Below are 26,417 nucleotides of genomic sequence, written 5' to 3'. Positions count from 1 at the left end.
TAGCCAGTTTGACGTCCTCGAGAGCGCTTTGGCCTTCAAGGCGCGGCGGCGACCCCGGCGATCGCCTCCGCGCTGCACAGGCGCAGTCGCCCGAATGGCAGCCCTGTCGCAGCATATGTTTGCCGCCTTTGCCAGCGCTCCAACTCGATTGCGCAGTGGTTCGGTTCCACAATCCGGGACATGAGTCGACAGAACCGGCATTCAGGCCACCGCTCGGCTATGCGAGCGCACAAGGTTTGACCTCGCGCGCCACCTGAAATGCTGTTCAGGGCGCGCGAAATATTGCCAAAGGTGGTCATCGGCGGCTCCAAGGAAGTGCGGACAACATGCGGTCGTGTCTGAGGGCGTACTATCCTTTGATGAAGGCGAGCAGGTCAGCATTGACCTGATCCTGGTGTGTGGCCGTGATCCCGTGGGGCGCGCCGGGGTAATAGATATCCTTTGCGCCTTTGATCAATCGGGCCGACTTGACTGCCGAGTCCTTGACGGGGACGATCTGGTCGTCGTCGCCGTGCAGGACCAGGGTTGGTACGTCGAACTTCTTGAGGTCCTCGGTAAAATCGGTCTCGGAGAACGCCTTGACGCTTTCGTACGCGTTGACGAGACCCGCCTGCATGCTCCAGAGCCAGAACTGATCCAGAGTCCCCTGGGAAACCTTGGCGCCCGGCCTGTTCGCGCCATAAAACAACGGCGCGAGGTCCCGGTAGTACTGCGAACGATCCTTGACGAGGCCAGCCCTTATGCCGTCGAATACCTCGATCGGCAGGCCTTCCGGATTGGCCGGCGTCTTCACCATGATCGGCGGAACAGCGGCGATAAGAACAGCCTTGGCCACCCGCTTCGTCCCGTGCCGTCCGATATAGCGAGCAACCTCGCCTCCTCCGGTGGAATGGCCGACCAGCGTGGCGTCCCGGAGATCCAGCGCCTCGATCACGGCTGCAAGATCGTCCGCATAGCCGTTCATGTCGTTGCCGGACGTCGCCTGGCTCGATCGGCCGTGGCCGCGCCGGTCATGCGCAACGACGCGAAAGCCGTTATGGGCAAGAAAGAGCATCTGGCCGTCCCAGGCGTCGGAATTCAGCGGCCAGCCGTGCGAAAATGTGACGACAGGACCCTTGCCCCAATCCTTGTAGTAGATTTCGGTGCCGTCCTTGGTCGTGATGGTGCTCATCGTCTTGGTTCCTTTGATGGAGGGGGAAGAGGAAAGCTTTTGTTTTCGGCTCGTTGCCGAAGCAGCGCGGGGCAGTCCGGCGGCTACCGCAGAGATCAGGCCTGCCAGCAAGACATCGCGGCGAGATCCGCCGACGGAGAAAAGTCCGTCTTTGTTCATCATGTCCATCCATGTGCTTTGAACATCCTGCTCACCATCACGACCGTCGAGTCGGCCTATGCGGTCGCGTTCGGGGAGGAGCGAGCGAGGAGCGGTAGAAACGCGACGGTCGTGATGGCTTGCGAGGAACAGGATGCACCGATCCGGGCCGCGAACCTATTCTACCGAAGCATCTGTCATACGATGCCAAGGTGCAGGGCAGGCACGCCGAGGATAGGGGCGGGCCAAGGCAAGCTCTTATAGACACACGTCAATTTAGGCTTGGGTAGCGGCGCGGGGACCGACGCGGCATGGCCGGCCTCAGTTGTTGTTGCATGGAATGTTGCGAGTTTGTCGGTCAGGCTGGGCCGCCAAGGAGCGCCGCTCAATGGTAACCGATGTTGGCGCGGGCCTTGCCGCGAAACACCCAACAGGACTACCGATGTACATCAGGATCACCCGCACCAGCACGAGCGTACCGACAGCAGGAAGGCCTGGGCGCGCAGAGGAAGCAATTTCCCGCAGCCTGAAGCAGCCGGGCGCGCCGGGCGATCCTATTGGATGGGGCGTGGATCGGCTTGTGCCAAATTCTAGGCCTGGCGCATCGGCGCGGGCAGCGTTTCCCATGTCCTGATCAGCTCACCGATGGAAGCGGCCTCCATCTTGCGCATGACATTGCCGCGGTGAAGCTTGACCGTCACTTCACTGATGCCGAGGTCGAAGGCGATCTGCTTGTTGAGGCGTCCGCGCGCCACTTCTCGCAGAACCTCGCGCTCGCGCGGCGTCAGCGTCTCGACGCGCTCTACGTTGCGCTTGACGATCACCGCATCCGCCCGCCGCTTGGCGTCCACCGCAATGCCCGTGATCACGGCGTCAAGCAGCGTCTGATCCCGCACCGGCTTGGTGAGAAAGTCCACGGCGCCGGCCTTCATCGCTTGGACAGTCATCGGGATATCGCCATGCCCGGTCAGGAAGATGATGGGTTTGGGGTTGCCGTTTTTCGCAAGATGGTGCTGCAGATCGAGACCGCTCGTCCCTGGCATGCGCACGTCGAGGATCAAGCAGCCGGGACTTTCCAACACATCGGCGTCAAGCAATTCGCGGGTCGAGGTAAAGCTGACCGGCAGGAAACCCGCCGACAGGATCAATTCCGACAGCGCCTCCCGAACAGAGGCATCATCATCAACAATAATGACCAGCGGCTGCTCGGCTTCAGCCCTCCGCTGCTGTGATGACGGCGTCGATCTCCGTAATGGCAATTGGTCAACTGTCATGTTTAGGCTCCGTTTTTGGGTTGCGTAAAGCATCGCCGATCGCCGCAAGCAGGGCCTGGCCATCGAAGGGCTTGCAGAAAAGCCCGCCAATGCCCTTGGCGCGGTGCTGATCCACTATCTCGTGGCGACCGGTGATCAGGAACACAGGCAGGTCCGGACGCGCCTTCTTGACCAGGTCACGAAGTTCAAAGCCGTCCATGCCGGGCATCCCGATGTCGGTGATGAGCATGTCCAATCCAGACAGGCCGCTGACCAGCAATGCCCCCGGCGACGAGAAGCTGCGGGCCACATAGCCGGCGGACTCCAAGAGGTCCTCCAGCGACTCGAGCAGTCTTGGGTCATCGTCGACAATCGCAACGACAGGCCTCCGCTTGCTCACCCTCAGCTCCCCCCTGCCCGGCGCGAGTGCGTGATCGGTATTCCCAATCGCTCGGCGATGCGCACTAGGTCGGCGAGCGACGCCGCGATCATCTTCTGCATGACGTTCCTTCTATGAATTTCCAGCGTAACTTCGCTGATCCCTAGTTCAGCGGCGGCCTGCTTATTGAGCAGGCCGCTGACCACCAGCGGCAGCACCTCACGTTCGCGCGGCGTCAGCTCGAGATAACGTTGCTTCAACACGCCCAGCTCGGCGCGCTCCGATCGCTGTACCCGATCCTGGGCAATCGCCGCATGGATTGCGGCCATGAGGTCTGCATCGCTGAAGGGCTTGGTCAGGAAATCCACGGCACCGTGCTTGATCGCACGCACGGAGGACGGGATATCGCCATGTCCTGTCAGGAAAACGATCGGCGGATGATTGCCCTCGGCAATCTGCCGCTGGAGATCGAGGCCGTTAATATCCGGCAACTCGATATCGAGGATGAGGCAGGCAGGGACGTCCGGCTTGTCAGCGCGGATATAATCGCCCGCCGATCCGAACGCTGCGGCACGCAGGCCATGTGCGGCCAGCAGCTCACTAAGCGCCTCCCGGATGCGTTCATCGTCATCTACGATGAAGACAATTTGGCCGTCCGTCGTCATGACGCCGCTTCCATTTCAACCGGCAACGTGAAGATAAACGTCGCTCCACGTGGTTCGTTCTTCTCGACCCATAGACGCCCGCTGTGGGACTCGATGATCGAACGGCAGATCGCCAGTCCCATGCCCATCCCTTGCTCTTTCGTGGTAAAGAACGGTTCGAATATCCGGTCGGGAAACTCGACGCCCCGGCCGCGATCTCTGACTTCGGTCTGGACAACATCCCCGATAGGGCGCACGCGGATGCTGATAACTCCGTCATCCGCACCAGAGTCCATCGCCTCCATGCCGTTGCGAATGAGATTGACCAGAACCTGCTGGATCTGGACGCGATCGAGCGCGACTAGCGGAATGTCGCTTTCGACATCAACGCTGATGCGAACGCCCCGCCGCATCGCTTCCTCAGTCACGAGGTCGCGTGCCTCTGCGATGACACTGCTGAGCGCCCCATTGGTCCTCGTCTCGGTGGATTGCTTGAACAGCGCGCGGATGCGGCCGACGACGTCCGCCGCCGAATTGGCGTCCCGGATAATGCGCTCGGCCGTAATCTTCGCGCGTTCGACGTTCGGCGGGACGGCGCCCAGCCAACGGTGGCATGCATGGGAATTGGCGACGATCGCGGCCAGCGGCTGATTCACCTCGTGCGCGATCGAAGCGGAAAGCTCGGCGAGACTTGCAGCCTGAGTGGCTTGCGCGAGTTTGTCGGAGGCTTGTCGCAGCGCTTCCCGCGCGCGCACCTCTTCGTCGATGTCGAGGGAAACCCCGTACCATTGCACAACCGCCCCGTCTTCATCACGCCGCGGCTCGACCCTGCACTCCGCCCAGCGATAACCATCTTTTTCGCGCCAGCGAAACCGCATCGCGGAACCGCCGCCTGTTTCGAAACAGGTCAGCAACGTGCGCAGCACCTCGGGAGCATCTTCGGGATGAACCAGTTCTTGCAGCAATTCCTCGATGCGCGGCTCTCTGAGTCTTTCGACATTGGCGATGACGGCGCGGAAATGGTCTTGGTATCGCTTGTTGAAGTAGACCGGCCCGCCGGTCGGCACCGCGCTCCAAATGCGGACCGGCACAGCGTCGATCATCTGCTGAAGCTGCAATTCGCTCCGCCGCAGCGCCTCTTCGGCTTGCATCTGATCGTCTATGTCGTGACAGAGGCCGTACCACTGCACGATCAGGCCGGCGTGATCGCGCATCGGCTCTGCCCGGCTCGACATCCAGTGATAGACGCCATCGGCGCGGCGCAGGCGATACCTCATGGAGAAGCGCTCGCCGGTAGCAAGGCAGTGACTGAGCGTGTCGCCGAATGCTGCTGCGTCGTCCGGATGGACGGTGGCCGCTATCATCGCCGCCAGCCGGCCGATGCCCTGTTTGTCCAAATCCGTTACGTCAAGGCCGAGAAAGTCGACCATTCGCTTGTTGAAAAAGGTCGGCTCGCCGTCCGGCGTCAGGCGCCAAACGTGGCTCGGAACCATGTCGACAAGCTGCGAGAGCTCCCGCTCCCGGTCGCGCAATGCCTCCAGGCTTTCGCGCAAAGTGAGCACCGCCGCCTGATGCTGCCTGGAAATGGCGGCCACGACGAGCGCCGAAAATGCAGAGATGCCCAGAAAAAGCTGCAGCATGATCTGGTTGTGCTTCTGGGACTCGGGATCGCCGGCAAATTGGCTGGCGCCGGATATCGTGAATACCGCCGTGATCAGAGCGAGAACGGTCAATGCTACGGCGGCGCCTCGGAACTCAAAGCGCACCGCGGCCCAAAGAAGAGGCGGCATGATGATGTAGGCGAAGGGTAGATAGCCGCTCAAGGAAAGGGCGGCGATCCCAAGAAAGATCAGCCCTAGGACGCAAGCTTCCATCCACCGCGCTGCCGAGAGCTGCGCCTTGCCGCGCCAGTTCTGGAACACGACCAGCGCCAGTGGCGCTACGATCAGGACTCCCGTCGCGTCTCCGATCCACCACAGCGGCCAAGCCGTCGCAAAGCTTTGCGATTGTATGCCAAACCACGCAAGCGCCGCACTTCCGACCGTGGCGCTTGCAACCGGCGCAACTCCAGCGGCCAGTACGACGAATGCGAGGACGTCCCGCAACGTTTCCAGCCGAACTGGGCGCTTGCAGGTCTGGTTCACAAGCCATGCCCCGGTCACCGCTTCAAGAGCATTGCCGGCAAAGATCAGGAAGGCCGCGGGCAGCGGAGTGTGGAACCACAAGAAGTTGCTGAACAGTTCTGCCACACAGGCCCCCAACACCCACCACGGCCAGCTGTACCTGGAGGCGAAGACAAGCGTAGCGATGAAAAGCCCGCTCGGAGGCCAAATGGAAATCCCTGTTCCAGGTATAATTGCGAGCGACTGGGCGAAGCCGCAGCCCAGGACATAGGCCGTAATAAAAAGCCCCAGATGCAAGAATTGAGGGCGGTGCGACCAGACGCGCGACAACCTGCCTCTTTCAAGATCGCTGATCATGTTGCCGCGAATCAGGCCCGGTTCATTCGTCGCGAAAGGTCGGCCACTTCCTGGTCCGGATCGGTCCAAGTCATGCGTTAACGCGAGCGTTGCGTTGGAATCGGTCTCGCCAAGTGAGTTGGGCGCTATCGTCATCGGGTGCCCCTGACGGACAAACAAAATCTGGAGATTGTCGGCGCTTCGTGTAGCACTTGTTCTTGATAGCTGGACTGGGCTGACGGACTCACGTCGCCACCCTAATCCCGCCACGCCCCAACCGCACCTCATGGAAATCCATGCATTGCACGGGGCGGCGGCGCCCCTTCACCGAGAGCCGAAAACCAAGCGCTTACTGAGCGCCGCCGGTGGCCGAGGTGTCGCCCGACTTATTGCGCAGCTTTCGCTTCAACCGGGAGAGTGAAGATGAATGTCGCCCCACGCGGCACGCTATTTTCCACCCAAAGGCGTCCGCCGTGAGACTCAATGATCGAACGGGAGATCGCGAGCCCCATGCCCATCCCGTTCCCTTTCGTTGTAAAGAACGGCTCGAATATCTTGTTAGGACGTTCGATACCCGGGCCTCGGTCGCTGACCTCGGTCTGGATCGTGTCCTCTATCCGGTGCACGCGCATCCCAAGAACCTTGTCGCCCGCGGTGGTGTCCATCGCCTCCATGCCGTTGCGAATGAGGTTGACCAGGACCTGCTGGATCTGGACGCGATCGAACGCAACCAGCGGAAGGTTGCTTTCGACGTCGATGTCCATGCGAACGCGACGCCGCATGGCTTCCTCGGCCATAAGGTCACGGGCTTCCGCAACGACGCTGGGGATCGGCGTACTGGTTCTCATTTCAAGCGAAGGTCTGAACAAGGCACGGATGCGGCTGACGACATCCGCCGCCGAGTTGGCGTCGCGGATGATGCGCTCGGCAGTGATCTTCGCGCGCTCGACGTTCGGGGGCTCGGCGGACAGCCAACGGTGGCATGCGTTCGAGTTGGCGACGATGGCGGCCAGCGGCTGGTTCACCTCATGAGCGATGGATGCGGAGAGTTCGGCAAGGCTCGCCGCCTGACTCGCACGCGCAAGTCTCTCTTGTGCCAGTCGAAGCTCCTCTTGTGTCCGCACCTCATTTTCGATGTCGAGGCAGATAACGTTCCATTGCACTATGGCGCCTTCAGCATTGCGCATCGGCGCGGCACGCGTCTCGACCCAGCGATATTCACCATCGAAGCGCCGCAGACGGTGCCGTCGCGCATACGGCTCGCCTGTGGACAGACAATGGGCATATCTTTCTTTGACACCTGTCAGGTCGTCGGGATGAACACCGGCGTCGAGTGTGCCAGCCAGCCGCGACTTTCCCGCTTCGTCCAATTCCTCAAGATTGTATCCGAGGAATTCGCGGAGCTGCTGGCTGCGATATATCGGTTCGCCATCCGGCGCGGCGCAATCGATCATTGCCGGCAGCGTTTCAACGAGCTGCCAGAGAGCGCGTTCTCTCTCGCGCAGCGCCGCTTCGACGCGCAGCTGATCGTCGATGTCGTGCGTAAGACCGTACCACTGGACAATGCGCCCGCCGTGATCCCGCAGCGGCTCCGCGCGGCCCTCCATCCAACGATAAACGCCATCGGCGCGGCGCAGGCGATACCTCATGAAGAAACGCTCGCCGGTGGCAAAGCAGCTGTCGAGTGCTTCCTTCAGGCTGGCTGCATCGTCGGGATGGACGACGGTGGCAATGAAGGCCGCCAGCAGGCTCGTGTCCGGCTTTTCCGCGTCCGCTATGTCCAGGCCGAGAAAATCTATCAGGCGCTTGTTGAAGAAGGTCGGCTCACCGTTGGGGGACAGCCGCCAGAGGTAGCTCGGAACCATGTTGACGAGTTGCGAGAGCTCTCGTTCCCGGTCGTGCAACGCCGCTTGCGTGGTCACCAGGTCATGGATGTCGACGCTCACACCGTACCATTGGAGAATGCTGCCATCTTCGTCGCGCAGCGGCTCGGCGCGAGTCTCGGTCCAGCGATAGCCGCCGTCGGCCCGCCGTTGGCGATATCTCTGAACGTAAGGCACGCCCGTTGCGAATGAATGGCGGATCGCCTGCCGTGCGGTGTCGATATCGTCTGGATGGATGACGCTCAGCGACGGCGAGCCGTCCGGGGCCGTGATGTCATGGAGCGTGGCCCCGGTTACATCGGTGAACCGCTTGTTGACGTAGGATGGCGTCCCTTCCGGTGTCGTACTCCAGATCAAAGCGGGCACGGTGTCGATAAGCTGCTGAAGGCGCCGCTCACTTTTGCGCAACGCCGCCTGCGCACGCACCTCATCGTCGATGTCGAGAGAAACCCCGTACCACTGCACAACCGTTCCGTCGTCATCGCGCCGCGGCTCGACCCTGCACTCAGCCCAGCGATAGGTGCCGTCTTTTTCGCGCCAGCGAAACCGCATCGCGGAGCCGCCGCCAGTTTCGAAACAACTCAGCAACGTGCGCTGCACCTCGGGAGCATCTTCGGGATGAATCACCTCGTACAGCAACGTTTCGATTCCCGGCTCGCCGAGCGCGTCAAAGTTGGCGATAACGGAGCGGAAATGGTCCTGGTATCGCTTGTTGAAGTAGACCGGCCCGCCGGTCGGCATCACGCTCCAGATACGGACCGGCACGGCGTCGATCATGTGCCGAAGTTGTTGCTCGCTCTGCCGCAACGCCGCTTCGGCGTGCATCTGATCGTCTATATCGTGACAGAGGCCATACCACTGGACGATGCGGCCGGCGTCATCGCGCATCGGCTCCGCCCGGCTCGACATCCAGCGATAGACGCCATCGGCACGGCGCAGGCGATAGCGCATGGCGAAGCTCGCACCGGTAGCGAAGCAACCGCGGAGTGCATCGCCGAATGCTGCCGCGTCGTCCGGATGAACGGCGGCCTGTATCATCGCCGCCAGCCGGCTCATGCCCGGTCGGTCCAGATCCGCTACGTCGAGGCCAAGAAAGTCAACCATGCGCCCATTGAAGAAGATCGGCTCGCCGTCGGGATCGAGCCGCCAGATGTGACTCGGGACCATATCCACGAGCTGCGAGAGTTCCCGCTCCCGGTCGCGCAATGCTGACTCGGCCCGCTTCTGGTCCTCAATGTCTATTGTCGTGCCGTACCATTGAATGATGCGCCCCTGGCTATCGCGAAAAGGTCGTCCTGAGCTTCGAAACCAGCGATAGGCGCCATCGGCGCGCCGCAGGCGATGCTCGGTATCATAGGGATCGCCGGTCTCGAGGCAATGCCGCCATCTGGCGGCTACAGGATCATAATCGTCGGGATGGACGGCTCGACGCCAGCTGAACTCATCGTTGTCTTCGGAGGTGTTGAGACCCTCATGCGTGTTGCCGATGAACGCCAGGGTATTTGGGCTGACATAGGTGAACCTTCCGATGGCATCGGCTGCCCACGCGTTGCCGGGCATGCTCTCGATGATTTGCAGCGCGAGCGTTGCTTCGGGGTCGATTTCGCCAAGTGAGTCGGACGCTGCTGTCATTGGCTTCTCCTGTCGGACAAAAAAGCCTGGGGAGGGTCAGCGCTTGATATAGCACTTGTTTTCAATATCTGGACAGGCGAACTCACCGCCTAAATCTAGTTCCGCCATGCCTCGGCTGCATCTCATGGAAATCCATGTATTGCGCGGAGATATCGCCGCTACGAGGCCCCTAACGATGGCCTCGCGTGAGGCTAACGCGGTGCGACACGCAGCCCGGCGGCATCGAAGAGATGCATGCGCTCCGGCGGCAGAGCGAGGTTGATCGGCGGCCCTTGCGTTTCAACGCCCTGCTGCTTGAGAACGGCGATCAGTTTGCTGTCGCCGGCAATGGTGGCGTGGACAACGGTTTCCGGTCCCAACGCCTCGGCCAGCGTTACCCGCGCTTCCACCGATCCCTTGCTGCCATTCGAAAGTTGGATGTCGTGTGGCCGGATGCCAAGCGTCGCGTCGTCTCCCGGTTTCAGCGCGACCCCATCGGCCGCGATCGAGGCTGAGAGCCCGCCTGGACCTTCGACACGCACCTCGGCGCCGCTTGCCGAACGCACCTTCACCGGCAGCAGGTTCATCCGCGGCGCACCGATGAAGCCGGCGACGAACAGGTTGGCCGGCGCGTTGTAGAGATCGAGCGGCCGGCCAACCTGTTCGATCCGCCCCGAGCGCATGACCACGATGCGGTCCGCCAGCGTCATCGCCTCGATCTGGTCATGGGTGACGTAGATCATCGTGGTTGCCAGCCGCCGGTGCAGGCCCGCCAGTTCAGCGCGCATGGTGATGCGCAGTTCGGCATCGAGGTTGGACAGCGGTTCATCGAGTAGAAAGGCGGTCGGATTGCGCACCACCGCACGGCCGATCGCCACGCGCTGCTTCTGGCCGCCCGACAGTTGACCGGGCCGGCGGTCGAGATAGGGAGCGATTTCCAGCATGCGCGTCGCTTCCGTGATCCGCGCGTCGATCTCGGCCTTGGGCATACGGATGTTTTCGAGGCCGAAAGCGAGGTTCTGGCGCACGCTCATGTGCGGGTAGAGCGCGTAAGACTGGAACACCATTGCCAGACCGCGCTGCGCGGCCGAAACGTTGGTGACGTCGACCCCGTCGATCTCGATCTTGCCGTCGGTCGGTCGATCGAGCCCGGCAATTAGCCGCAGCAGCGTGGACTTGCCGCAACCCGACGGGCCGACGAGGACCAGCATCTCGCCGTCACCGACGTCGAGGTTGATGCCGTGCAAGATCTTCATCTTGCCGTAAGCGCGATCGATGTTGGTCAGCGTTATCCGTCCCATGACATCCTCACTTCAGCCCGGTGCCGGCAATGCCGGAAGTGATGTAACGCTGCAGGAAGACGAAGACGAGGACGACGGGGATCATCGTCACGACGGTCATCGCCAGGATGTAGTGCCACTGCACGTTTAGCTGGCCGGCATAGGTGTTGAGGCCGACCTGGAGTGTGTAGAGTTCCTTGCGCGACAGCACCACCAGCGGCCACAGAAAGTCGTTCCAGCGCCAGACGACCGAGAAGATCGCCAGCACGGCGAGCGCCGGTGCTGCAAGCGGCAACACGATGCGCCAGTAGATCTGCCATTCGGAAGCGTTGTCCATGCGCGCCGCATCGAGCAGCTCGTCGGGGATGGTCAGCATATATTGGCGCAGCAGGAAGACGCCGGTTGGCGTCGCCACGGTCGGCAAGATCACGCCCCACAGCGAATCGAGCAGCCCAACGGCGCCCACCACCGAATAGAGCGGCACCAGGATGACCGACAGCGGCACCATCAGCGTACCGACGATAACAAGCATCGTCAGATCGCGACCGCGGAACTTGTATTTCGACAAGGCGAATGCGGCCATCGAATTGGTGAGCAGCGTGATCAGCGTCGCCATTGCCGTCACAAAAACCGAATTGCGCAGATAGCGCAGGAAGTCGAAATGGACGAAGGGCTCGGTGTAGTTCTCCGTCGCGAAGCCGATTTCGCGCACCGGCTGCCGGTCGGCGATGTTGACCTTCACGACATCGTTCGGCGCCTGCGGGTCTACCATCTGCGCCATGATGCCGATGCGCCGCACCTCGGCCAGCACCTTGGTCGAACCATCCGGCAACTTCACCCTGTAGAGGGCCAGCGGCTTGTCGTAGCCTTCGACCGTCGCCTGTTGGCTGACATAAGGCATTATGGTCGGCGGGAACTCGGCGAGCTGTGCCGGCGTCTTGAATGACGAACCCACCAGCCAGACGGCCGGACCGAACATGATGACAACGCCGCCGAGCAGCCACAGCCAGCTCACGATATCCGTCCAGTGCCAGCCGCGACCGCCGCGCCGGCGGGTCAGGAATGTCACGACCCGGCTCATTCGCGGGCTCCTTTCCGCTCACCCCGGCGTCCGACCTGCAGCTGAACCAAGGTGAGCACGACCAGCACCAATCCCATCAGGATCGAAGCCGCCGAAGCCAGCCCCGGATTGCGCAACAGGGAGGCGAAGCCGATCTCATAGATATACTGCGTGATATAGAGGGTCGAAGTTCCCGGCCCTCCACCCGTCAGCACATAGACTTCGTCGAAGATCTGCACAGCGCGGATCAGCGTCAGTACGATGACGACAAGCAGATTCGGCATCAGCAGCGGCAGCGTGATGCGCCAGAACACCCGCGCCGGCTTCGTGCCGTCCATCTCGGCCGCTTCGTAAAGGTCGCGCGGGATCGCCTGCAATCCGGCAAGCAGGATGAGCGTGTAAAAGCCCATATGTGCCCAGACCGAAACGCTGACGGCGGCGGTGAAGGCCCAGAAACGGTCCGTCAGCCAGTTGTGCGGCTCGCCGCCCAGATCATGGACGATCAGGTTGAGCAGGCCCTGGCGCTGCAAGATCCAACGCCAGATCAGGCCGGTGACGACGGGCGACAGCAGCACCGGAAAGAAGAACACCGCGCGCCAGAAGCTGCGCCCGACGATCTCGCGGTTGAGGATCAACGCTGTCGCCATCGACACGACCGTCATCAGTGCCACCTGCACGACGACGAACAGGCCCGTATTGTGCACGGCCTTCCAGAAGAGATCCTCGTGGCAAGTGGCAGTGTCCAGGTAGTTGCCGCAATCGAGCAGGCGCTGGTATTGCTCGAGCCCCACATAGGTTCGGTCCTGCAGGAAGTAGGCCGTTCCCGACGTGGCCGAATAGAAGAAGTTGATGATCATCGGCACCAGGACGAAAATGCCGAAGATCGCCATGTTTGGCGCGAGGAAGAACGCGGCCATGCCACCGGTGCCTGTCGCGCGCTGCCAGAACTTCAGCGGCACGTTGACGATCGATGCCAGCCAGACGACCGGCGCCGCGAGCGCGGCGCCAGTCCATGCCTTCAGTGTCGCGGCGGCGGTCACTTCGCCTCGGCAACCTTGTCGGCGATATCCTGGTCGATCCTGCCCCAGGCCTCGTCGAGGCTGAGTTCGCCGGCCATCACTTGGCTGACGCGCGTCACCAGCGCGGCGAAGTAAGCGTTGGCCCACTTCCACGGCGGCAGCGCATCGGCCGCCGGCATGGTTTCACCCGCCGCCTTGACGAACTTGTCGAGCGCCGGACCGACGTTCTTGTCGGCCGAGACCCATTTCAGCCCGCCCTTGTCTACGACGCCCTTGTGCGCGGGCAGAAACAGCGTGCGCTCGCTGAATTCTTTCACCACGTCTTCACGGGCCAGATAATCCATGACCTTGGCGACGTCCTTGGGATTCTTGGTGTATTTGATGGCAACCAGCGCCGCGCCGCCCTTCACACCCGAACATCCTGCGGTACCGCAGGGCGAGCCGGTTGCCACCCAGTCGAAACTGTCGCCGATCTTGGTCGACAGATTGGCGACCTGCCAGCTGCCCGAATAGTAGAATGGGATCTGGGCGTTGATGAAGTCGTCGGCGGCCGCGCGATAGGTCGAGCCTGCCGCCGACACCCAGGTATCCTTCAGCATCAGGCCCTTGGCGGTCCAGTCGACGAGCTTGCCGACGAACGCCTTGGTGCCGTCGTCCACTTTCGCCGGCATGCCATCGGAGCCGATATAGTTCGCTCCGAAGGAGACATTCGGACCCGAAATGCGGTGACCGGAACGGTCGATGGCGAAGGCAGCCGGAAGCTGCTGGCTCTTCGCCACCTCGGCGGCGGCGGCGATCCAGTCGTCCCAGGTCGCCTTGTCACCGGGCAGCGGCACGCCGGCCTGTTCGAACAGCGTCTTGTTGGCGAAGCCGCCAGTGAGCGTGAGCTGGGTCATGAAACCCGGGATGGCGTTGGAGCCATCGGGGCGCATCCAGTCCAGCGTGTCAGCGAAATTGGCCTCCCAGTATTTCGGATCGGCCACCAGTGGCCTGAGATCGAGCCAGTGCTGGGCAAGCTCCTTGATGTTCGTGACGCGGGCGATGTCCGGCCCCTGGCCGGCTTCGAGCTGGATGGGCAGCTGCTCCTGGATCACCTTGTAGGCGACGTTGTCGAGCGTGACGTGGATGTCGGGATTGTCCTTCATGAAGCGGTTCAGAATGTCCTGGATGACATCGCCCTCGACACCGTCCGAATACCACATGATGCGCACGTCACCGGCAAACGCGCTGGTCGATGCGAGCAGACTGACCGATAGCGCGGCCAGCAAAGTGCGGGTCTTATTCATGCTTCGTCTCCTCCTTTAGCGGGGCGGGCCCCGATGGTTCAAGCGGCCACGCCCTCTCCTCTTGAGCGTCGCAGCCGATTTCCTCCCTATTCTCCTTGCTTCATGCGCATCGCCTCACCGCGCACGATCCAATTGGCCGGATCGAGTGTACGTCCCTCAGCCACGATCCTTGCGTCGGCCAGGAAATGCACCGTGCCGTACTCCGGATCCTCGACGGTCAACTCGCCGTCGGGACCCGACCGCACAGACAGGCCGGCAAAGGCGCCCGCCCAGGCGTCGAGCGCCGGCAGATTGGCATTCCGATCACCGAGGCGGACGATCCATGTCGTCCTGCGTCCCGCCGCCCGCAACTCGTTGCCGGCGGTCGGGCCGGCCACGACCTGCGTGAGCGGAACATCCGTCTTCAGCATAACGAAGGCGTCGCCAGATTGCGCGAACGCCCGATCGCCACCCACTTGCACGGCGTCGAAGGCACTTGCGGGGAACCAGGCGTGTGTAAAGTCGGGCTGTTCATCCGAGCAGGAGAAGCTGACTATGGCGAGGTCGCGGTATTGGTGAAGCCGGGGCAAAGTGCCTGAGCCGCCCCAATATGATGGTCTGCCATATCCCGACTGCAGCACTTCGCCGGGGTGGTTGATCCAGATCTGCGCATCCGGATTCTTGCCCAGCCGGGCGTGAATGACGGTTTCCTGATAGCCCCATTGGTTCCAGCGGTAGCCAGCGGCGCTGCCCATCGCATGGTTGCGCGTCTTGTAGTGGTAGAGCCGCGCGAAGCGGTCTTGTCCCTGCGCGAAAGTCCATTCCCACGCCGTATCGTCGGTGAGGGAAGCAATTGCAGCCAATCCATCGGGAACGCTCAAATCATGATCCCGCAGACAGAGTGCCAGCTGCGGCAGCGCGTGAAAGCGCATGCCGTAATTGCCCTTGCCCCAAAGCATGCGGCAGATGCCGGATAATTCCAGGGAACGCGCGGCGCGCAGCGTGTGCTCATAGGAGCGGCCCTGCGCCCCGGTGAGGATACCGCGATGCGCCGAGCGCGCGACGATTTCAAGCAGGCGTATGATTGCCCTGCCGGCACGTTCGGCGATGTCCTTGTCAGGGGCAAGCGCGTAGAGCGCGCACAGGCCCTTGAGGTCGATCGGGAAATAAGGCGCCGAGTTGAACTCGGCCATCTCCCATGCCTCGAAATGGTCGAGCCAGGCGCGTACACGCGCGGCTCCAACCGCGGACTGTTCGCGGCCAAGGCGGCCCGACCGCACGAACCGCACATCAGGCAACAGGCCCCCAGCAATATAGGCGGCGGTGTGGAAGAGCAGCGCGTGGTTCTCGGAAAAGTACCACTGTACATCATTGCCGGGCTCGTCCATCCAGTAGCGATAGCCGAGGATGGCGTTGTCGACGCGCGCGCGCAGGCGCGCTTCCAGCCGATCGCTATAGGCCTTGCGGCACCACAGCAGCGGCACCAGGATGAAGTCGGCGCAATCGTGACAATCCTCGATCGCCGGCAGCGTGCCGGCGATCATGGCGTCGGTCTCGGCGCCCTGCTGTCCGATCGCCAGGCGCGCCAGCGCGCGCACGGTGTCGGCCTCGGCGTGATCGGCGACCTCGTGCAGGGCTTCATCTATACGCGCGGTAAGCGTTTCCGGCGCATCGCCCTGACGGCGCGCGTGGCATATCTCGACGCCGAAGACACGCGCTACGGCATGGTCGGCGACCTTCAGTGTCACCTTGAAATGGCGAAAGTCGGCCGGCAGCTGCTCGGTATCGGCGATCGGCAGCCGCGCCTGGCCCGCCGGCAGATCGAAGGCGAAGCGCACCGGCGCCTCGATCGACATGAAATCGCCTTCGATCTCGACCTCGACTTGCGCGTCGCGCGGCAGGGCCACGCCGGTGACCAGAGCCACCTGGCCGCCGTCATAGGCGGGACGCTCGAAATGCATGTCGTCGAGGGCTGCTTCCATCGCATCGGCAACGCCGCTCTCGGCCTCGATCGGCAATGCGACCGAAGCAGCCGGACCGGATAGATAATCGAGCTGGAAATAATAGCGGGCGTCGCGCTCGGCGAGATCGTCGAACCACACGCGAACGTCGTTACGGCCGGCCTTCAGCGCGATCTTGAAATGCGCGGCACTTTCCAGATTGCGGCCGTAGGGCGCCATCCAGCCGGCTTCCCCACCGTTGGCAAAGAGTATGGCGCCGCCGCATGTGCGCAGCCGCACCACCGCCTCGCCAGTCGAGGCCGCCTCGATAGTGGTCTCGGCCCAGGTTCCAAGCACCGTCGGCCGAAACCAGAAGCCCGACAGGTCGATGCGCGGTGAGGCGAAGGGCAGCCAGATGCGCTCGGCGCCGAATTCGGCGCTGACCTGTGGTCGCTTGCCGCGGCGTTCCGCTGCGAACTGCGTGCGGCACGGATATTCATGCGGAATGAAATTCTTGTGCTTGGTCAGGAAGAAGAAGGGATCCATCTCGCCTTGCATGGGCTGGTCGGCCACGTCGTAGCGCTGCCCGGCGATGGACCCGAGCCGCCAATAGACGATAGGCTGCCCCGCCGTGAGCGGCCGGCGCAGCGTAAAGTCCGTCCGAACGCCTTGCGCGGCCTCGCTCATCGCAAATCCTTCACGGCAACTGGATCGACATCGGCATAGGCCTGGTTCTCGCCAGTCATGCCCCAGACGAAAGCATAGGGGCCGGTGCCGGCACCCATATGGATAGACCAGGCGGGCGACAGGACGACGTCGCCGTCAGCGACCATCAGGTGGCGCGTCTCGTCAGGCCGGCCCATCAGATGGACCACGCGGTCGGCCTCGGCGAGGTCGAAGTAGCAATAAGCTTCCATGCGCCGCTCATGCAGATGCGGCGGCATGGTGTTCCACACACTGCCCGGCGCGAGGTCGGTGATCCCCATCAGCAAGAGGCAGGACGGGGCCACTTCGGGATGGATGTACATACGCAGCGTGCGCCTGTTCGCACGGGCCTCGTCGCCGAGCACAAGCGGCTTGGCTTCGCTGCTGACGATAAGGCGATGCGCAATATCGGCGGCGGCTGGCACCGAGTTCATGTAGAAGCGTGCCGGCCTCTCCGGATCGTCGCTCTCCAGCGTCACCTCACGCGCTCCGCGTCCGACATAGACGATGTCGCGGTTAGCCACGTGAAAGCGCCGGCCGTCCACCGCGACCGCGCCATTGCCGCCGAGATTGGCGATGCCCATCTCGCGCGCGTCAAAGAAGAGCGGGGTGCCGACTTCGGCCCCGTTGCCGAATGCCAGCGGGTTGGCCAGCGGCACCGCACCACCGACGATCATGCGGTCGACATGGGTGTAGACGAATTCGATCGCGCCGGGCCGGAACAACCCGTCGACGAGGAACTCGGCCCTCAGCCGGTCCGTGTCCATGCCGGCAATATCGGCCGGCGACGCGCCATAGAGCGTCCGCATCACGCCGCCTCCACTTTCGACTGCAGATGCCGCGCGCCTTCGGTCAGGCACAGAATGGCCAGCGCCTGCCCGTAGCCCGTCGGATGGATGGGGATATCGCGATAGAATTGCAGGTCGGCGCCCATGCGTGTGCCATAGGACACGTTCGCAACCACACCTTTGTCATCGATGTTGGCCACCACGGCTTCCAAGGCGCGGAGGCCGGCGGCACGGCACTCTGTCGAGCCGATTCCGAGCCGCGCGGCTTTCATCAAGCCGTAGCCGAAGCCGGCGGTGGCGGAAATCTCCTCGTAAGACGTCGGGTCGTCGAGCAGAGTGTGCCAGGCGCCCGAACTCGCCTGCACCTCGAGCAGGGCGTTGATCTGCGTCTCCAGCACGCCGAGCAGATAGGCCCGAACCGAAGGCGCAACTTCGGCGAACTCCACCAGTTCGAGGATACCGACGGTAATCCAGGCATTGCCTCTCGCCCAAAGCGCGCGGGCGAAATTGTGCCGGCCCGCGAACGTCCAGCCGTGGAACCACAGCCCTGATGCCGGATCGGCAAGATAACGGGCGTGAACCAGGAATTGGCGTTCCGCTTCCTCGACGAAGCGGCGCTGGCCGGCAGCCTGGCCGTAGGATGCGAGGAACAGCGCCACCATGAACAGCGTGTCGTCCCACAATTCGTCGTCGTTGACCCGGTCCGAAACATCATGCTGGAAACCGCCTTCGGGCGTCCGCGGCAAGGCGGTGACTACCTGCTCGGCCCATTCGCGCAGGACCGGCTCGAAGCGCGGCTGGCGCCGGCGTCGCCACAATTCGCTTAGCGCCAGCAGAGGCGCGGTGGTGTTGACGTTCATCGCCGGGAGACCGGCAGCGATGCGTCGATCGTACCAGGCCTCGATCGTCTGCAGCAGCCGATCGTCGCCGGTCTGCGCCCACAGCCGAACCAGCCCGTAGAGCCCCACGCCTTGCGGCCATTCCCAGCTGTCGAAGCTGACATAGTCGCCCGGCGTGCCGTCGAGATTCGGCTCATGGAACCGCCCGTCATGACGCAAGCCGGTCATGCCCGCCACGAGGCTGGCAAGCGCGGAATTCAGGCGTTCGGCCGATAGCGGCATCACTCCTCCCGTTTCTCCCGCTTCATCAGAACTGTTTCACAGCCATTTTTCTTGCGCAATCTGAAAATTTTTTGCATTAATCGGATGACTATGCCGGAGATGACGGAGCGGATGAGTATCCAGGGCAAGCGCGGCCGCCCCAGCCGCCGCATTCGACTTGAAGAGATCGCGGCGCGTTGCGGCGTGTCGGTCAGCACCGCCTCCCGTGCGCTGAGCGGCGTCGGCGGCGTGAGAGATGAGCTTCGCACCAGGATCATCGAAATAGCGAAGTCGATGAACTACGCCATTCCCGCCTCGGTTGCCGGCCGCAAGGTCATCCTGGCTGCAAGCAGCGTGGCAATGGTGGACAGTGCCCGCAATCAGTTCACCTACCATGTCCTTGATGGACTGAACGAGCGTGCCCGGTTGCTGGGCGTCGAACTGGTGACCCGGCCGGTTTCGGCGCCCGAGGACGAAATCGCGCTGCTGCGTGAATCCGAGCGCGACGACAGCGTCGCCGGTTGCCTGTTTCTGACGCTGGACGATGACGATGTGCTGACGCTGACAGCCGGCTTCGCTAAGCCGATCGTGCTCGTCAACGGCGACGATCCCTCGATGCGCCATTCGAGCGTGACGCCCTGCAATCGCTCTGCCGCCATGCTTGCCGCGCAGCATCTGATCGGCCTTGGCCACCGCCGCATCCTGTTCCTGATGCGGCGTGGCCGGCGCACAATCGAGCGGCGCTATGAAGGTTGGCGCGACGCGCTGATCACGGCCGGCATTGCCGGCTTCGACGACTTCGTGGTCGAGGTGCAGGACTGGCTGCCGGAACTTGCGAACAGAGCCGTGACCGAGCGCATCGCGGCCCGCGGCCTCGATTTCACCGCCGTGCTGACGGCCGGCGACAGCCTGGCGTTTGGTGCCATCGCCGGCGTCCAGGAGGCCGGATATTCGGTGCCTGGCGATGTGTCCGTGGTCGGTATGGACGACTTGCCGCTCGCTGCCTTCTGCAACCCGCCGCTGACGGCGATGCACATTCCCATGCGCGAGATCGGATCGGCAGCACTTAGCCTGCTGCTCGACGACATGGCCCATTCGGGGTCGCCGCCGCGCCGCGTCGAGCTTGCCTGCAATCTCGTGGTGCGCCAGTCGACGGCACCAGCCCGGAGCGGCGCCGGCGGTCATCAACTGGCCTCTTGAGCGCGCGACTTGCCGCCAGCAAAGAGCAGCGGCAAACCCTCTTGCGTCTCCAGTTCAAGGACACGTCCAAGCAGGATCATATGGTCGCCAGCCGGGAAACGGTCGGCGACGCTGCATTCGAACCGCGCCAGCGCGCGCGGCAGCAATGGCACGCCGTGCTCGCTCCACGACAGGTCAAGATCGGCAAAGTCCGTCCCCGACTTCGAAAAACGCCAGCACAGATCGATTTGATCTTCCGCCAGCACGTGAATGGCGTAGTGCGCGGAATTGGCGAAGGCTTCGAACCGGCGCGAGTGGCGGCCGATTGACCAGAGCACCAGCGGCGGGTCGAGCGACACGGATGAGAAGCTGTTGGCAGTGATTGCGACCGGGCCGTCGGCCGTGCCGGTGGTGACGACCGTGACGCCGGTGGCGAAACGCCCGAAGGCATTGCGCAAAAGGCGTCGATCGCACACGACATGCTCCATCAGCGGCGCTCCCCCGTTCCCAGTGGTGTCGCCGGGATCCGTTCCGGCACCCGGCCATAGGCGTGCGGGAGCGAGCATGTCTTGAGCTCGGGCAGCACCTTGGTGCCGAAATGACGCGCCTCGTCGAGATGCGGGTAGCCGGAAAAGATGAAGGCGCGGATCCCCATCTTCATATACGCCTCGATTTCCGACAGAACCTGATCGGTCGAGCCCACCAACGCCGCGCCGCAGCCGGAGCGCGCTCGCCCGACGCCCGTCCACAGATGCGGCTCGACATAGCCTTCGGCATCGGCGATCTGGCGGTTCCTGGCCTGGTGCGATACGCCGAGCGATCGGGCGTCGAGCGCGCGCTCGCGGATCGCCCTGCCCTGCTCGTCGTCCAGCTTCGAAACCAGCTCCCGGGCATATTCCTTTGCCTCGGCCTCGGTGTCGCGCACGATCATGTGGACGCGCAGGCCGTAGTCGAGCGTCCGCCCATGGCGCTCGGCGCGTTCGTGGACGGCTTTCATGCGGCCGGCAAGTTCCACCCTGGTTTCAGGCCACATCAGGTAGACGTCGCACTGTTCGGCGCAAAGCTCGAGTGCGTCGGGCGAATAACCGCCGAAATAGAGCAGCGGACCGCCATTTTGCTGATAGGGCTTCGCCGGTGCCGTCGAGAGCCCCTTGAAACGATAGACCTCGCCCTCGAAATCGATGCTGTCTCTGGTCCAGGCCTGGCGCAGTATCTGCACCACCTCGCGCGAACGCTGATAACGGTAGGCGCTGTCGGCTGTCTCGCCCGGAAAGTCCGACGAAATGATGTTTACCGTCAGCCGGCCTTCCAGCATGTGATCCAGCGTCGCAATCGTGCGCGCCAGCATGATCGGCTGCATCTCGCCGCAACGCACAGCGGCAAGCAGATTGATCTTCGACGTGATCGGCGCACAGCCGGCTACGAAGCTCAACGTGTCCTGGCCGACCTGATAGGACGACGGACACAAGATGTTGCGGAAACCGAGTTCCTCGGACGTCTTCACGATCTCGGAGCAATGCGCCCAGCTCGAGCGCAGCGCGCCGTCCGGAACGCCGAGATAGCGATAGTCGTCCGAGCAGAGTGCGGCGAACCACGAGACTTCGGCTGCATCGAGATCCGGCGAGGTGATTGGGACGATGCTCATTGCCACTCTTCAGAAAAGAAGCCCGGGCCACTCTTCAATGACCTCAGGAGCTACGAATAGGGCTTGCGTAGCATTCGTTTTGGTGTAGATCAATACTGTATCAATTTTGGAGCCAAACGCGAAACCAGGATGCGGTTGGAACACCGGATGCATTTGACAAGGGCGGACCCCGGCCACCGATCCAGCCAGATGCGCGGCCCCCTGCCTGTGCACTTGCAGACCAGTGAAATGCTGATCCGCGAAATCGCGGCCGGACGGCTGGCCGACGGGGCGCGGCTGCCGCCCGAGCGCGCGATGGCCGCGAGCCTCGGGATTGCCGTCGGCACGCTCAGGCGGGCGCTGGCAGATTTGACCGAAAAGGGCCTTCTCGACCGCATCCAGGGCTCGGGTAACTATGTGCGGGCGCGCGGCGACTTGCTCGGGATCTATGCTTTCTTTCGCCTGGAGCGTATCGGTGGCGGCGGCTTGCCGAGCGCCGACGTGCTATCCGTCGAGCGACTGTCCAAGCCAGCCGACCTGCCGCAATTCGGCAGCGCCGGCGAAGCCCATCGTATACGCCGGCTGCGGCGGCTCGACGGAGAGCCTGCCGCGGTCGAGGAGATCTGGCTGGACGTCAGCCGTGCCGAGAAGCTCAAGCGCGAGGACTTGTCTGAATCCCTCTATCTCCACTACCGGCTCGCGCTCGGCTTTTCGATCGTTCGCGCCGAAGACCATGTCGCCGTCGCGCCTGTGCCGGACTGGGCCCCGCTCGAGTTCAGGCCACCGCCGGGGACGGTCGTGGGTTTCATAGAACGTATCGCCTGGGCTGGCGACGGCGCCAGCGCGGAATATTCCCGCAGCTGGTTCGATCCGGGCGCGGCGCGGTACGTCACACGTTTCAGATAGGCCGGAGCAAGAGCGTGACCAGATCATCGATCGGCTACGGCATCATCGGCTGCGGCATGATGGGCCGGGAGCATATCCGCAACATCGCTCTGTTGCCCGACGCGCATGTGGCCGCGATCTTCGAGCCGGACCCCGACATGTTGGCGGCGTCACTGGCGGCGGCGTCAGGCGCGCGATCGGCGGCATCGATCGCCGAGCTGCTGGCGATGGACGAGGTGGACTGCGTCTTGATTGCCAGCCCCAACCACCATCACCTCAGTCAGATGGAGGAGATCGCCGCACTTCGACCACTGCCGGTGCTGGTGGAAAAGCCGCTCTTCACCGCGGCCGCCGACGAGAGGCGGATCGCAGCGTTGAAAGCTCGGCTTCCGCTCGTCTGGGTGGCCATGGAATACCGCTATATGCCGCCCGTCACCGCATTCGTCGAGCAGGCGCGCCACGCCACCGGCGGCATCCGCATGCTGACGGTCCGCGAGCACCGCTTCCCGTTTCTGGCCAAAGTCGGCGACTGGAACCGCTTCAACCGCAACACCGGCGGCACGTTCGTCGAGAAGTGCTGCCACTTCTTCGACCTGATGCGGCTGATCCTCGGATCCGACCCCCTCCGCGTGATGGCGAGCGCTGGACAGGCCGTAAACCATCTCGACGAACGCTATGGCGGTGAGAGGCCGGATATCCTTGACCATGGCTATGTGCTGGTTGATTTCGCGAGCGGCGCGCGCGCCATGCTGGAACTGTGCATGTTTGCCGAGGGCAGCCGCTACCAGGAGGAACTCTGCGCTGTCGGTGGCGACGGAAAGATCGAATGTCTGGTGCCCGGACCAGGCCGTTTCTGGCCGACCCACCTTGGCCCTGCGCCAGTGCCCCAGTTGATCGTCAGTCCGCGCGTTCCGCCTGGACCACGACTGCTGGAGATTCCCGTCGACCCCCGGCTGCTCGAGGCAGGCGACCATAACGGTTCGACCTTTTTCGAGCACGCTCGCTTCACCGCTGCGGTGCGCGGACAAGGCAAAGTGGAAGTGACTTTGCGAGACGGCTGGTGGGCCGTCGTCATGGGCCTCGCCGCCGAGAGATCGGCCCGCGAAGGCCGCGCCATCGAACTCGCCGGTGAATTCGCATTGCCGACCTAAGGCCAACCACGCATTCACCAAACCATCGGGTCAGATGTGCCGACCGGTTGCTGCGTCGAACAGATGCGCACATGCGCGGTCGATCTCGATCCGCACCCCTTCGCCTTGCTTGAGCGCAAGCCTTTCTCGGAAGAGGCAGGAGATTTCTTCACCGGAGCAGTCGACCCTGGCGAAGATTTCCGAGCCGGTCGCCTCGAGAAGCGTGATCGTGCCCGGCACGCCCTGCCCGGTTGCCCGGATATGTTCCGGTCGAATGCCGTAGACGAGTTCGCGTCCTGCGGCATCCGCCGGCTGGGCGCCTTCCGGCAACGGCAGGATCAACCCGCCGGCGCTGCGGAACACGCCCTCCTCGATGCGGCCGGCAATGAAGTTCATGGCGGGCGAGCCGATGAAACCGGCAACGAAGAGGTTGGCCGGATGGTCGTAGAGGTCCAGCGGCGCGCCGATCTGCTCGACCAGGCCGTCATGCAGCACGACGATCTTGTCGGCCATGGTCATGGCCTCGATCTGGTCGTGCGTGACATAGATCGTCGTAGTACCCAGCCGCTGGTGCAGGGCCTTGATCTCGCCGCGCATCTGGACGCGCAATTTGGCATCGAGGTTGGAGAGCGGCTCGTCGAACAGGAAGACCTGTGGGTCGCGTACGATCGCGCGGCCCATGGCAACGCGCTGACGCTGGCCGCCAGAAAGCTGGCGCGGATAGCGGTCAAGTAACTTTTCCAGGCCAAGAATGCCGGCTGCTTTCCGGACCCGGCCAGCGGTGTCGGCCGGATCGGCTTTCTTGATCTTGAGGGCAAAGCCCATATTGTCGGCAACAGTCATATGCGGATAGAGCGCATAATTCTGGAACACCATGGCGATGTTCCGGTCCCGCGCGCGCAGATTGTTGACCATGCGTTCGCCGATGGCGATCTTTCCGCCGGAGATCGTTTCAAGGCCTGCGATCATGCGCAGCAGCGTCGATTTTCCGCATCCCGACGGACCGACCAGGATGACGAATTCGCCGTCGGCGATGTCGACGCTGACGTCGTGAATGATCTTGGTGGCCCCGAAGGCCTTCTGCACGTTGTTGATTGTTACCGATGCCATTGGATCTTTCCTGGAAAAGAGTGATGTCGGGACGCGCCCTCAGCCGCCCTTGACGGCGCCGGCGGTCAGCCCCGCGACGATCTGCCTTTGCGCGAACATGGTCAGGATCAGCACCGGCAGCGTCACCACCAGCGCCGCCGCGGCGAGCGGCCCCCAGCTGACCTGCTCGTAGGACAGCATGTTGTAGACGGCGACCGGGAGTGTGCGCGTCTCACGGCTGGCGAGCACCACACCGAAGACGAAATTGTTCCACGAGAAGATAACGGACAGGATGAAGGCGACGACGATGCCCGGCTTGGCGATGGGAAGGGCAACCAGCCGGAAAACCTGCCAGGAGCTGGCGCCGTCGATGTTGGCCGCCTCCTCCAGTTCCATCGGCGTGGTCTCGAAATAGCCGATCATCACCCAGACCACGATCGGCACCGTCACCACCAGATGGATGATGATCTGCGGCCAGAGCGTGCCGAGGATCCCGATCCATTGAAACAGCAGAAACAGCGGGATGAGATAGGATAGTCCGGGGGTCATGCGGGCGATCATGATGACGACCGCCGATCGTTCAGCCTTGAGCCGTGCGATACCATAGCCGGCCGGTACGCCGATCAACAGCGCCAGCAAGGTCGCCGTGCCGGTGACCAGAACCGAATTCCAGAGATACAGCAGGAAATTGTTCTCCTCGAACACTTTCACATAGTTCGACCAGGCGAAACGTTCGGGGATCAGGATCGGCGGATAGGCACCGTTATCGATTTCGAATTTCAGCGACAACGAGATCATCCAGAGGAAGAACAGGATCGCCGGCGAGACGAAAACCAGGGCAGCGAAAAACAGACCGATCTGGTTGAGCAGCCGTGAACTCATCTATTTGCCCTCCGTATCGATCCACTGCGAGCGTTGGCGCAGCAGCAGCAGGACAAAAGACAGGGCCACGATGACGACGAAGAACACCACGGCCATGGCCGAACCGTAGCCGATATCGTAGTAGGAGAAGGCGGTGTTGTAGAGATAGATGTTGATGGTTTCCGACGCCGTGCCCGGCCCGCCCTGGGTCATCGCGTAGATGATGTCGAAGCTCTTCAAAGCATCGATGGTGCGGATGATGACGGCAATCATCAGGAACGGCGCGATCATCGGCAGAGTGAGATAGCGGAATTGCTGCCAGGCGTTGGCGCCGTCGATCTCGGCGCTTTCGAAGGGCTCGCGCGGCACCGAGGCCAGCCCGCCAAGCACGATCAGCATGACCAGCGGCGTCCACTGCCAGGTCTCGACCGCAACCAGCGACGGGATGACCGTGTTGGCGTTGAATATCCATTCCTGAGCCGGGATGCCGACCAGCGACAGCAGGTAGTTGAGCACGCCAAGCTGAGGATGGAACATCATTGTCCAAACCAGTGCCACGGCAACGGGTGTCGCCATCATCGGCATGACGAAGACGCCGCGCAGCAAGCCGCGCAGCGGAAACCTGGCGTCGAAAATCAGGGCGGCCAGAGTGCCCAGCAGCATCGGCGCTGCAACCGAGAGGAAGGTGTAGGTCAACGTATGAACAAGGGATTCCCAGAAACGTGGGTCGCTGGCCAGGCGGAGATAGTTTTCCATCCCGGCAAAGCTCCGCGATTGGCCGAGCGTCCAGCGGTTGACGCTCATCCACAGGGTGAAAGCCCAGGGGAAGACGATGACGGCGCCGACGACGACGAGTGCGGGGACAACGAAAGGCCAGTAGTTGGGAGCCAGCCGGATGGTCTGGCTCCCGTCGATAACCGGCATCGTCACCCCGGTCTGTTCTGGGGTGGTGGC

At 62.9% G+C, this 26,417-nt stretch carries 21 protein-coding genes; 3 read left to right on the top strand and 18 right to left on the bottom strand.

Going from position 1 to position 26,417, the window contains the following annotated elements; translation table 11 throughout:
* Positions 1 to 349 precede the first annotated feature (349 nt).
* The 13 genes from NMG46_RS15470 to NMG46_RS15410 all read right to left on the bottom strand — a co-directional run bounded on the left by NMG46_RS15470 (position 350) and on the right by NMG46_RS15410 (position 18,716).
* Positions 350 to 1,339, bottom strand: coding sequence for an alpha/beta fold hydrolase (locus tag NMG46_RS15470; protein WP_254818502.1), 990 nt, complete (start codon positions 1,337 to 1,339; stop codon positions 350 to 352).
* A gap of 560 nt (positions 1,340 to 1,899) precedes the next feature.
* A complete protein-coding gene (locus NMG46_RS15465; RefSeq protein WP_254818664.1) occupies positions 1,900 to 2,583 on the bottom strand; it encodes a response regulator transcription factor in 684 nt (227 codons plus the stop codon).
* On the bottom strand, positions 2,573 to 2,962 hold the full coding sequence (locus tag NMG46_RS15460; RefSeq protein ID WP_254818501.1) for a response regulator: 390 nt from the start codon (positions 2,960 to 2,962) through the stop codon (positions 2,573 to 2,575). The genes NMG46_RS15465 and NMG46_RS15460 overlap by 11 nt, the downstream gene beginning before the upstream one ends.
* 2 nt (positions 2,963 to 2,964) lie before the next feature.
* Positions 2,965 to 3,606 (bottom strand): response regulator transcription factor, encoded by a 642-nt coding sequence (locus NMG46_RS15455; protein WP_254818500.1) that lies wholly within the window; start codon positions 3,604 to 3,606, stop codon positions 2,965 to 2,967.
* Positions 3,603 to 6,038: an MASE1 domain-containing protein gene (locus NMG46_RS15450; RefSeq protein ID WP_254818663.1), complete on the bottom strand. Its 2,436-nt coding sequence runs from the start codon at positions 6,036 to 6,038 to the stop codon at positions 3,603 to 3,605. The genes NMG46_RS15455 and NMG46_RS15450 overlap by 4 nt, the downstream gene beginning before the upstream one ends.
* A gap of 392 nt (positions 6,039 to 6,430) precedes the next feature.
* Positions 6,431 to 9,559 (bottom strand): PAS domain-containing protein, encoded by a 3,129-nt coding sequence (locus NMG46_RS15445; protein WP_254818499.1) that lies wholly within the window; start codon positions 9,557 to 9,559, stop codon positions 6,431 to 6,433.
* A 191-nt stretch (positions 9,560 to 9,750) separates the two neighbouring features.
* Complete coding sequence (locus NMG46_RS15440; protein WP_254818498.1) at positions 9,751 to 10,839, bottom strand: ABC transporter ATP-binding protein; 1,089 nt, start codon at positions 10,837 to 10,839, stop codon at positions 9,751 to 9,753.
* 7 nt (positions 10,840 to 10,846) lie between these two features.
* Entirely contained in the window at positions 10,847 to 11,899 is a 1,053-nt protein-coding gene (locus tag NMG46_RS15435; protein WP_254818497.1) for a carbohydrate ABC transporter permease, read from the bottom strand.
* Complete coding sequence (locus NMG46_RS15430) at positions 11,896 to 12,900, bottom strand: carbohydrate ABC transporter permease (protein WP_254818662.1); 1,005 nt, start codon at positions 12,898 to 12,900, stop codon at positions 11,896 to 11,898. Before NMG46_RS15430 ends, NMG46_RS15435 begins: the two co-directional genes overlap by 4 nt.
* Before the next feature lie 14 nt (positions 12,901 to 12,914).
* Positions 12,915 to 14,183 carry an ABC transporter substrate-binding protein gene (locus NMG46_RS15425; RefSeq protein ID WP_254818496.1) on the bottom strand — a complete coding sequence of 423 codons (1,269 nt, stop codon included), beginning with the start codon at positions 14,181 to 14,183 and terminating at the stop codon, positions 12,915 to 12,917.
* An 86-nt stretch (positions 14,184 to 14,269) separates the two neighbouring features.
* Entirely contained in the window at positions 14,270 to 16,789 is a 2,520-nt protein-coding gene (locus tag NMG46_RS15420; protein ID WP_254818495.1) for a hypothetical protein, read from the bottom strand.
* Entirely contained in the window at positions 16,786 to 17,616 is an 831-nt protein-coding gene (kduI, locus tag NMG46_RS15415; protein ID WP_254818494.1) for a 5-dehydro-4-deoxy-D-glucuronate isomerase, read from the bottom strand. Before kduI ends, NMG46_RS15420 begins: the two co-directional genes overlap by 4 nt.
* Positions 17,616 to 18,716 (bottom strand): glycoside hydrolase family 105 protein, encoded by a 1,101-nt coding sequence (locus NMG46_RS15410; protein WP_254818493.1) that lies wholly within the window; start codon positions 18,714 to 18,716, stop codon positions 17,616 to 17,618. The genes kduI and NMG46_RS15410 overlap by 1 nt, the downstream gene beginning before the upstream one ends.
* Positions 18,717 to 18,827: 111 nt before the next feature.
* Here NMG46_RS15410 and NMG46_RS15405 point away from each other — a divergent pair, with 111 nt between their 5' ends.
* Positions 18,828 to 19,895, top strand: coding sequence for a LacI family DNA-binding transcriptional regulator (locus tag NMG46_RS15405; protein WP_254818492.1), 1,068 nt, complete (start codon positions 18,828 to 18,830; stop codon positions 19,893 to 19,895).
* Here NMG46_RS15405 and NMG46_RS15400 read toward each other — a convergent pair.
* Positions 19,880 to 20,350, bottom strand: a complete 471-nt coding sequence (locus NMG46_RS15400; protein ID WP_254818491.1) for a flavin reductase family protein — start codon at positions 20,348 to 20,350, stop codon at positions 19,880 to 19,882. The two genes, NMG46_RS15405 and NMG46_RS15400, sit on opposite strands and share 16 nt — an antisense overlap.
* A gap of 11 nt (positions 20,351 to 20,361) precedes the next feature.
* A complete protein-coding gene (locus NMG46_RS15395; RefSeq protein ID WP_254818490.1) occupies positions 20,362 to 21,519 on the bottom strand; it encodes an LLM class flavin-dependent oxidoreductase in 1,158 nt (385 codons plus the stop codon).
* 228 nt (positions 21,520 to 21,747) lie between these two features.
* Between NMG46_RS15395 and NMG46_RS15390 the strand changes: the two genes are divergently transcribed.
* Together NMG46_RS15390 and NMG46_RS15385 are read left to right on the top strand one after the other, a co-directional pair.
* Positions 21,748 to 22,404, top strand: a complete 657-nt coding sequence (locus NMG46_RS15390) for a GntR family transcriptional regulator (protein ID WP_254818489.1) — start codon at positions 21,748 to 21,750, stop codon at positions 22,402 to 22,404.
* A gap of 14 nt (positions 22,405 to 22,418) precedes the next feature.
* Positions 22,419 to 23,534 carry a Gfo/Idh/MocA family protein gene (locus NMG46_RS15385; RefSeq protein ID WP_368389298.1) on the top strand — a complete coding sequence of 372 codons (1,116 nt, stop codon included), beginning with the start codon at positions 22,419 to 22,421 and terminating at the stop codon, positions 23,532 to 23,534.
* Between the two features lie 30 nt (positions 23,535 to 23,564).
* On the opposite strand, the gene NMG46_RS15380 is transcribed toward NMG46_RS15385, so the two are convergent.
* From NMG46_RS15380 to NMG46_RS15370, 3 genes are read right to left on the bottom strand one after another with little or no spacing between them, the layout of a single operon-like run.
* Positions 23,565 to 24,623, bottom strand: a complete 1,059-nt coding sequence (locus NMG46_RS15380) for an ABC transporter ATP-binding protein (protein WP_254818488.1) — start codon at positions 24,621 to 24,623, stop codon at positions 23,565 to 23,567.
* Positions 24,624 to 24,662: 39 nt separating this feature from the next.
* A complete protein-coding gene (locus NMG46_RS15375) occupies positions 24,663 to 25,484 on the bottom strand; it encodes a carbohydrate ABC transporter permease (protein ID WP_023674179.1) in 822 nt (273 codons plus the stop codon).
* Positions 25,485 to 26,387 carry a carbohydrate ABC transporter permease gene (locus NMG46_RS15370; RefSeq protein ID WP_254818660.1) on the bottom strand — a complete coding sequence of 301 codons (903 nt, stop codon included), beginning with the start codon at positions 26,385 to 26,387 and terminating at the stop codon, positions 25,485 to 25,487.
* Positions 26,388 to 26,417: the final 30 nt, after the last annotated feature.

The organism is Mesorhizobium sp. LMG 17147, from assembly GCF_024297145.1.
In the GTDB taxonomy this organism is placed as follows: Bacteria; Pseudomonadota; Alphaproteobacteria; order Rhizobiales; family Rhizobiaceae; genus Mesorhizobium.
Note: the sequence above shows the minus strand (reverse complement) of the source record. Positions and strands in the feature narration are given on the sequence as shown.

Excerpts from the sequence above, each read along its gene's own strand:
- NMG46_RS15470 (WP_254818502.1), bottom strand. The coding sequence starts at position 1,339 with ATGGACATGATGAACAAAGACGGACTTTTCTCCGTCGGCGGATCTCGC.
- NMG46_RS15465 (WP_254818664.1), bottom strand. The coding sequence starts at position 2,583 with ATGACAGTTGACCAATTGCCATTACGGAGATCGACGCCGTCATCACAG.
- NMG46_RS15455 (WP_254818500.1), bottom strand. The coding sequence starts at position 3,606 with ATGACGACGGACGGCCAAATTGTCTTCATCGTAGATGACGATGAACGC.
- NMG46_RS15445 (WP_254818499.1), bottom strand. The coding sequence starts at position 9,559 with ATGACAGCAGCGTCCGACTCACTTGGCGAAATCGACCCCGAAGCAACG.
- NMG46_RS15440 (WP_254818498.1), bottom strand. The coding sequence starts at position 10,839 with ATGGGACGGATAACGCTGACCAACATCGATCGCGCTTACGGCAAGATG.
- NMG46_RS15435 (WP_254818497.1), bottom strand. The coding sequence starts at position 11,899 with ATGAGCCGGGTCGTGACATTCCTGACCCGCCGGCGCGGCGGTCGCGGC.
- NMG46_RS15425 (WP_254818496.1), bottom strand. The coding sequence starts at position 14,183 with ATGAATAAGACCCGCACTTTGCTGGCCGCGCTATCGGTCAGTCTGCTC.
- NMG46_RS15420 (WP_254818495.1), bottom strand. The coding sequence starts at position 16,789 with ATGAGCGAGGCCGCGCAAGGCGTTCGGACGGACTTTACGCTGCGCCGG.
- kduI (WP_254818494.1), bottom strand. The coding sequence starts at position 17,616 with ATGCGGACGCTCTATGGCGCGTCGCCGGCCGATATTGCCGGCATGGAC.
- NMG46_RS15410 (WP_254818493.1), bottom strand. The coding sequence starts at position 18,716 with ATGCCGCTATCGGCCGAACGCCTGAATTCCGCGCTTGCCAGCCTCGTG.
- NMG46_RS15405 (WP_254818492.1), top strand. The coding sequence starts at position 18,828 with ATGAGTATCCAGGGCAAGCGCGGCCGCCCCAGCCGCCGCATTCGACTT.
- NMG46_RS15395 (WP_254818490.1), bottom strand. The coding sequence starts at position 21,519 with ATGAGCATCGTCCCAATCACCTCGCCGGATCTCGATGCAGCCGAAGTC.
- NMG46_RS15390 (WP_254818489.1), top strand. The coding sequence starts at position 21,748 with ATGCTGATCCGCGAAATCGCGGCCGGACGGCTGGCCGACGGGGCGCGG.
- NMG46_RS15380 (WP_254818488.1), bottom strand. The coding sequence starts at position 24,623 with ATGGCATCGGTAACAATCAACAACGTGCAGAAGGCCTTCGGGGCCACC.
- NMG46_RS15375 (WP_023674179.1), bottom strand. The coding sequence starts at position 25,484 with ATGAGTTCACGGCTGCTCAACCAGATCGGTCTGTTTTTCGCTGCCCTG.
- NMG46_RS15370 (WP_254818660.1), bottom strand. The coding sequence starts at position 26,387 with ATGCCGGTTATCGACGGGAGCCAGACCATCCGGCTGGCTCCCAACTAC.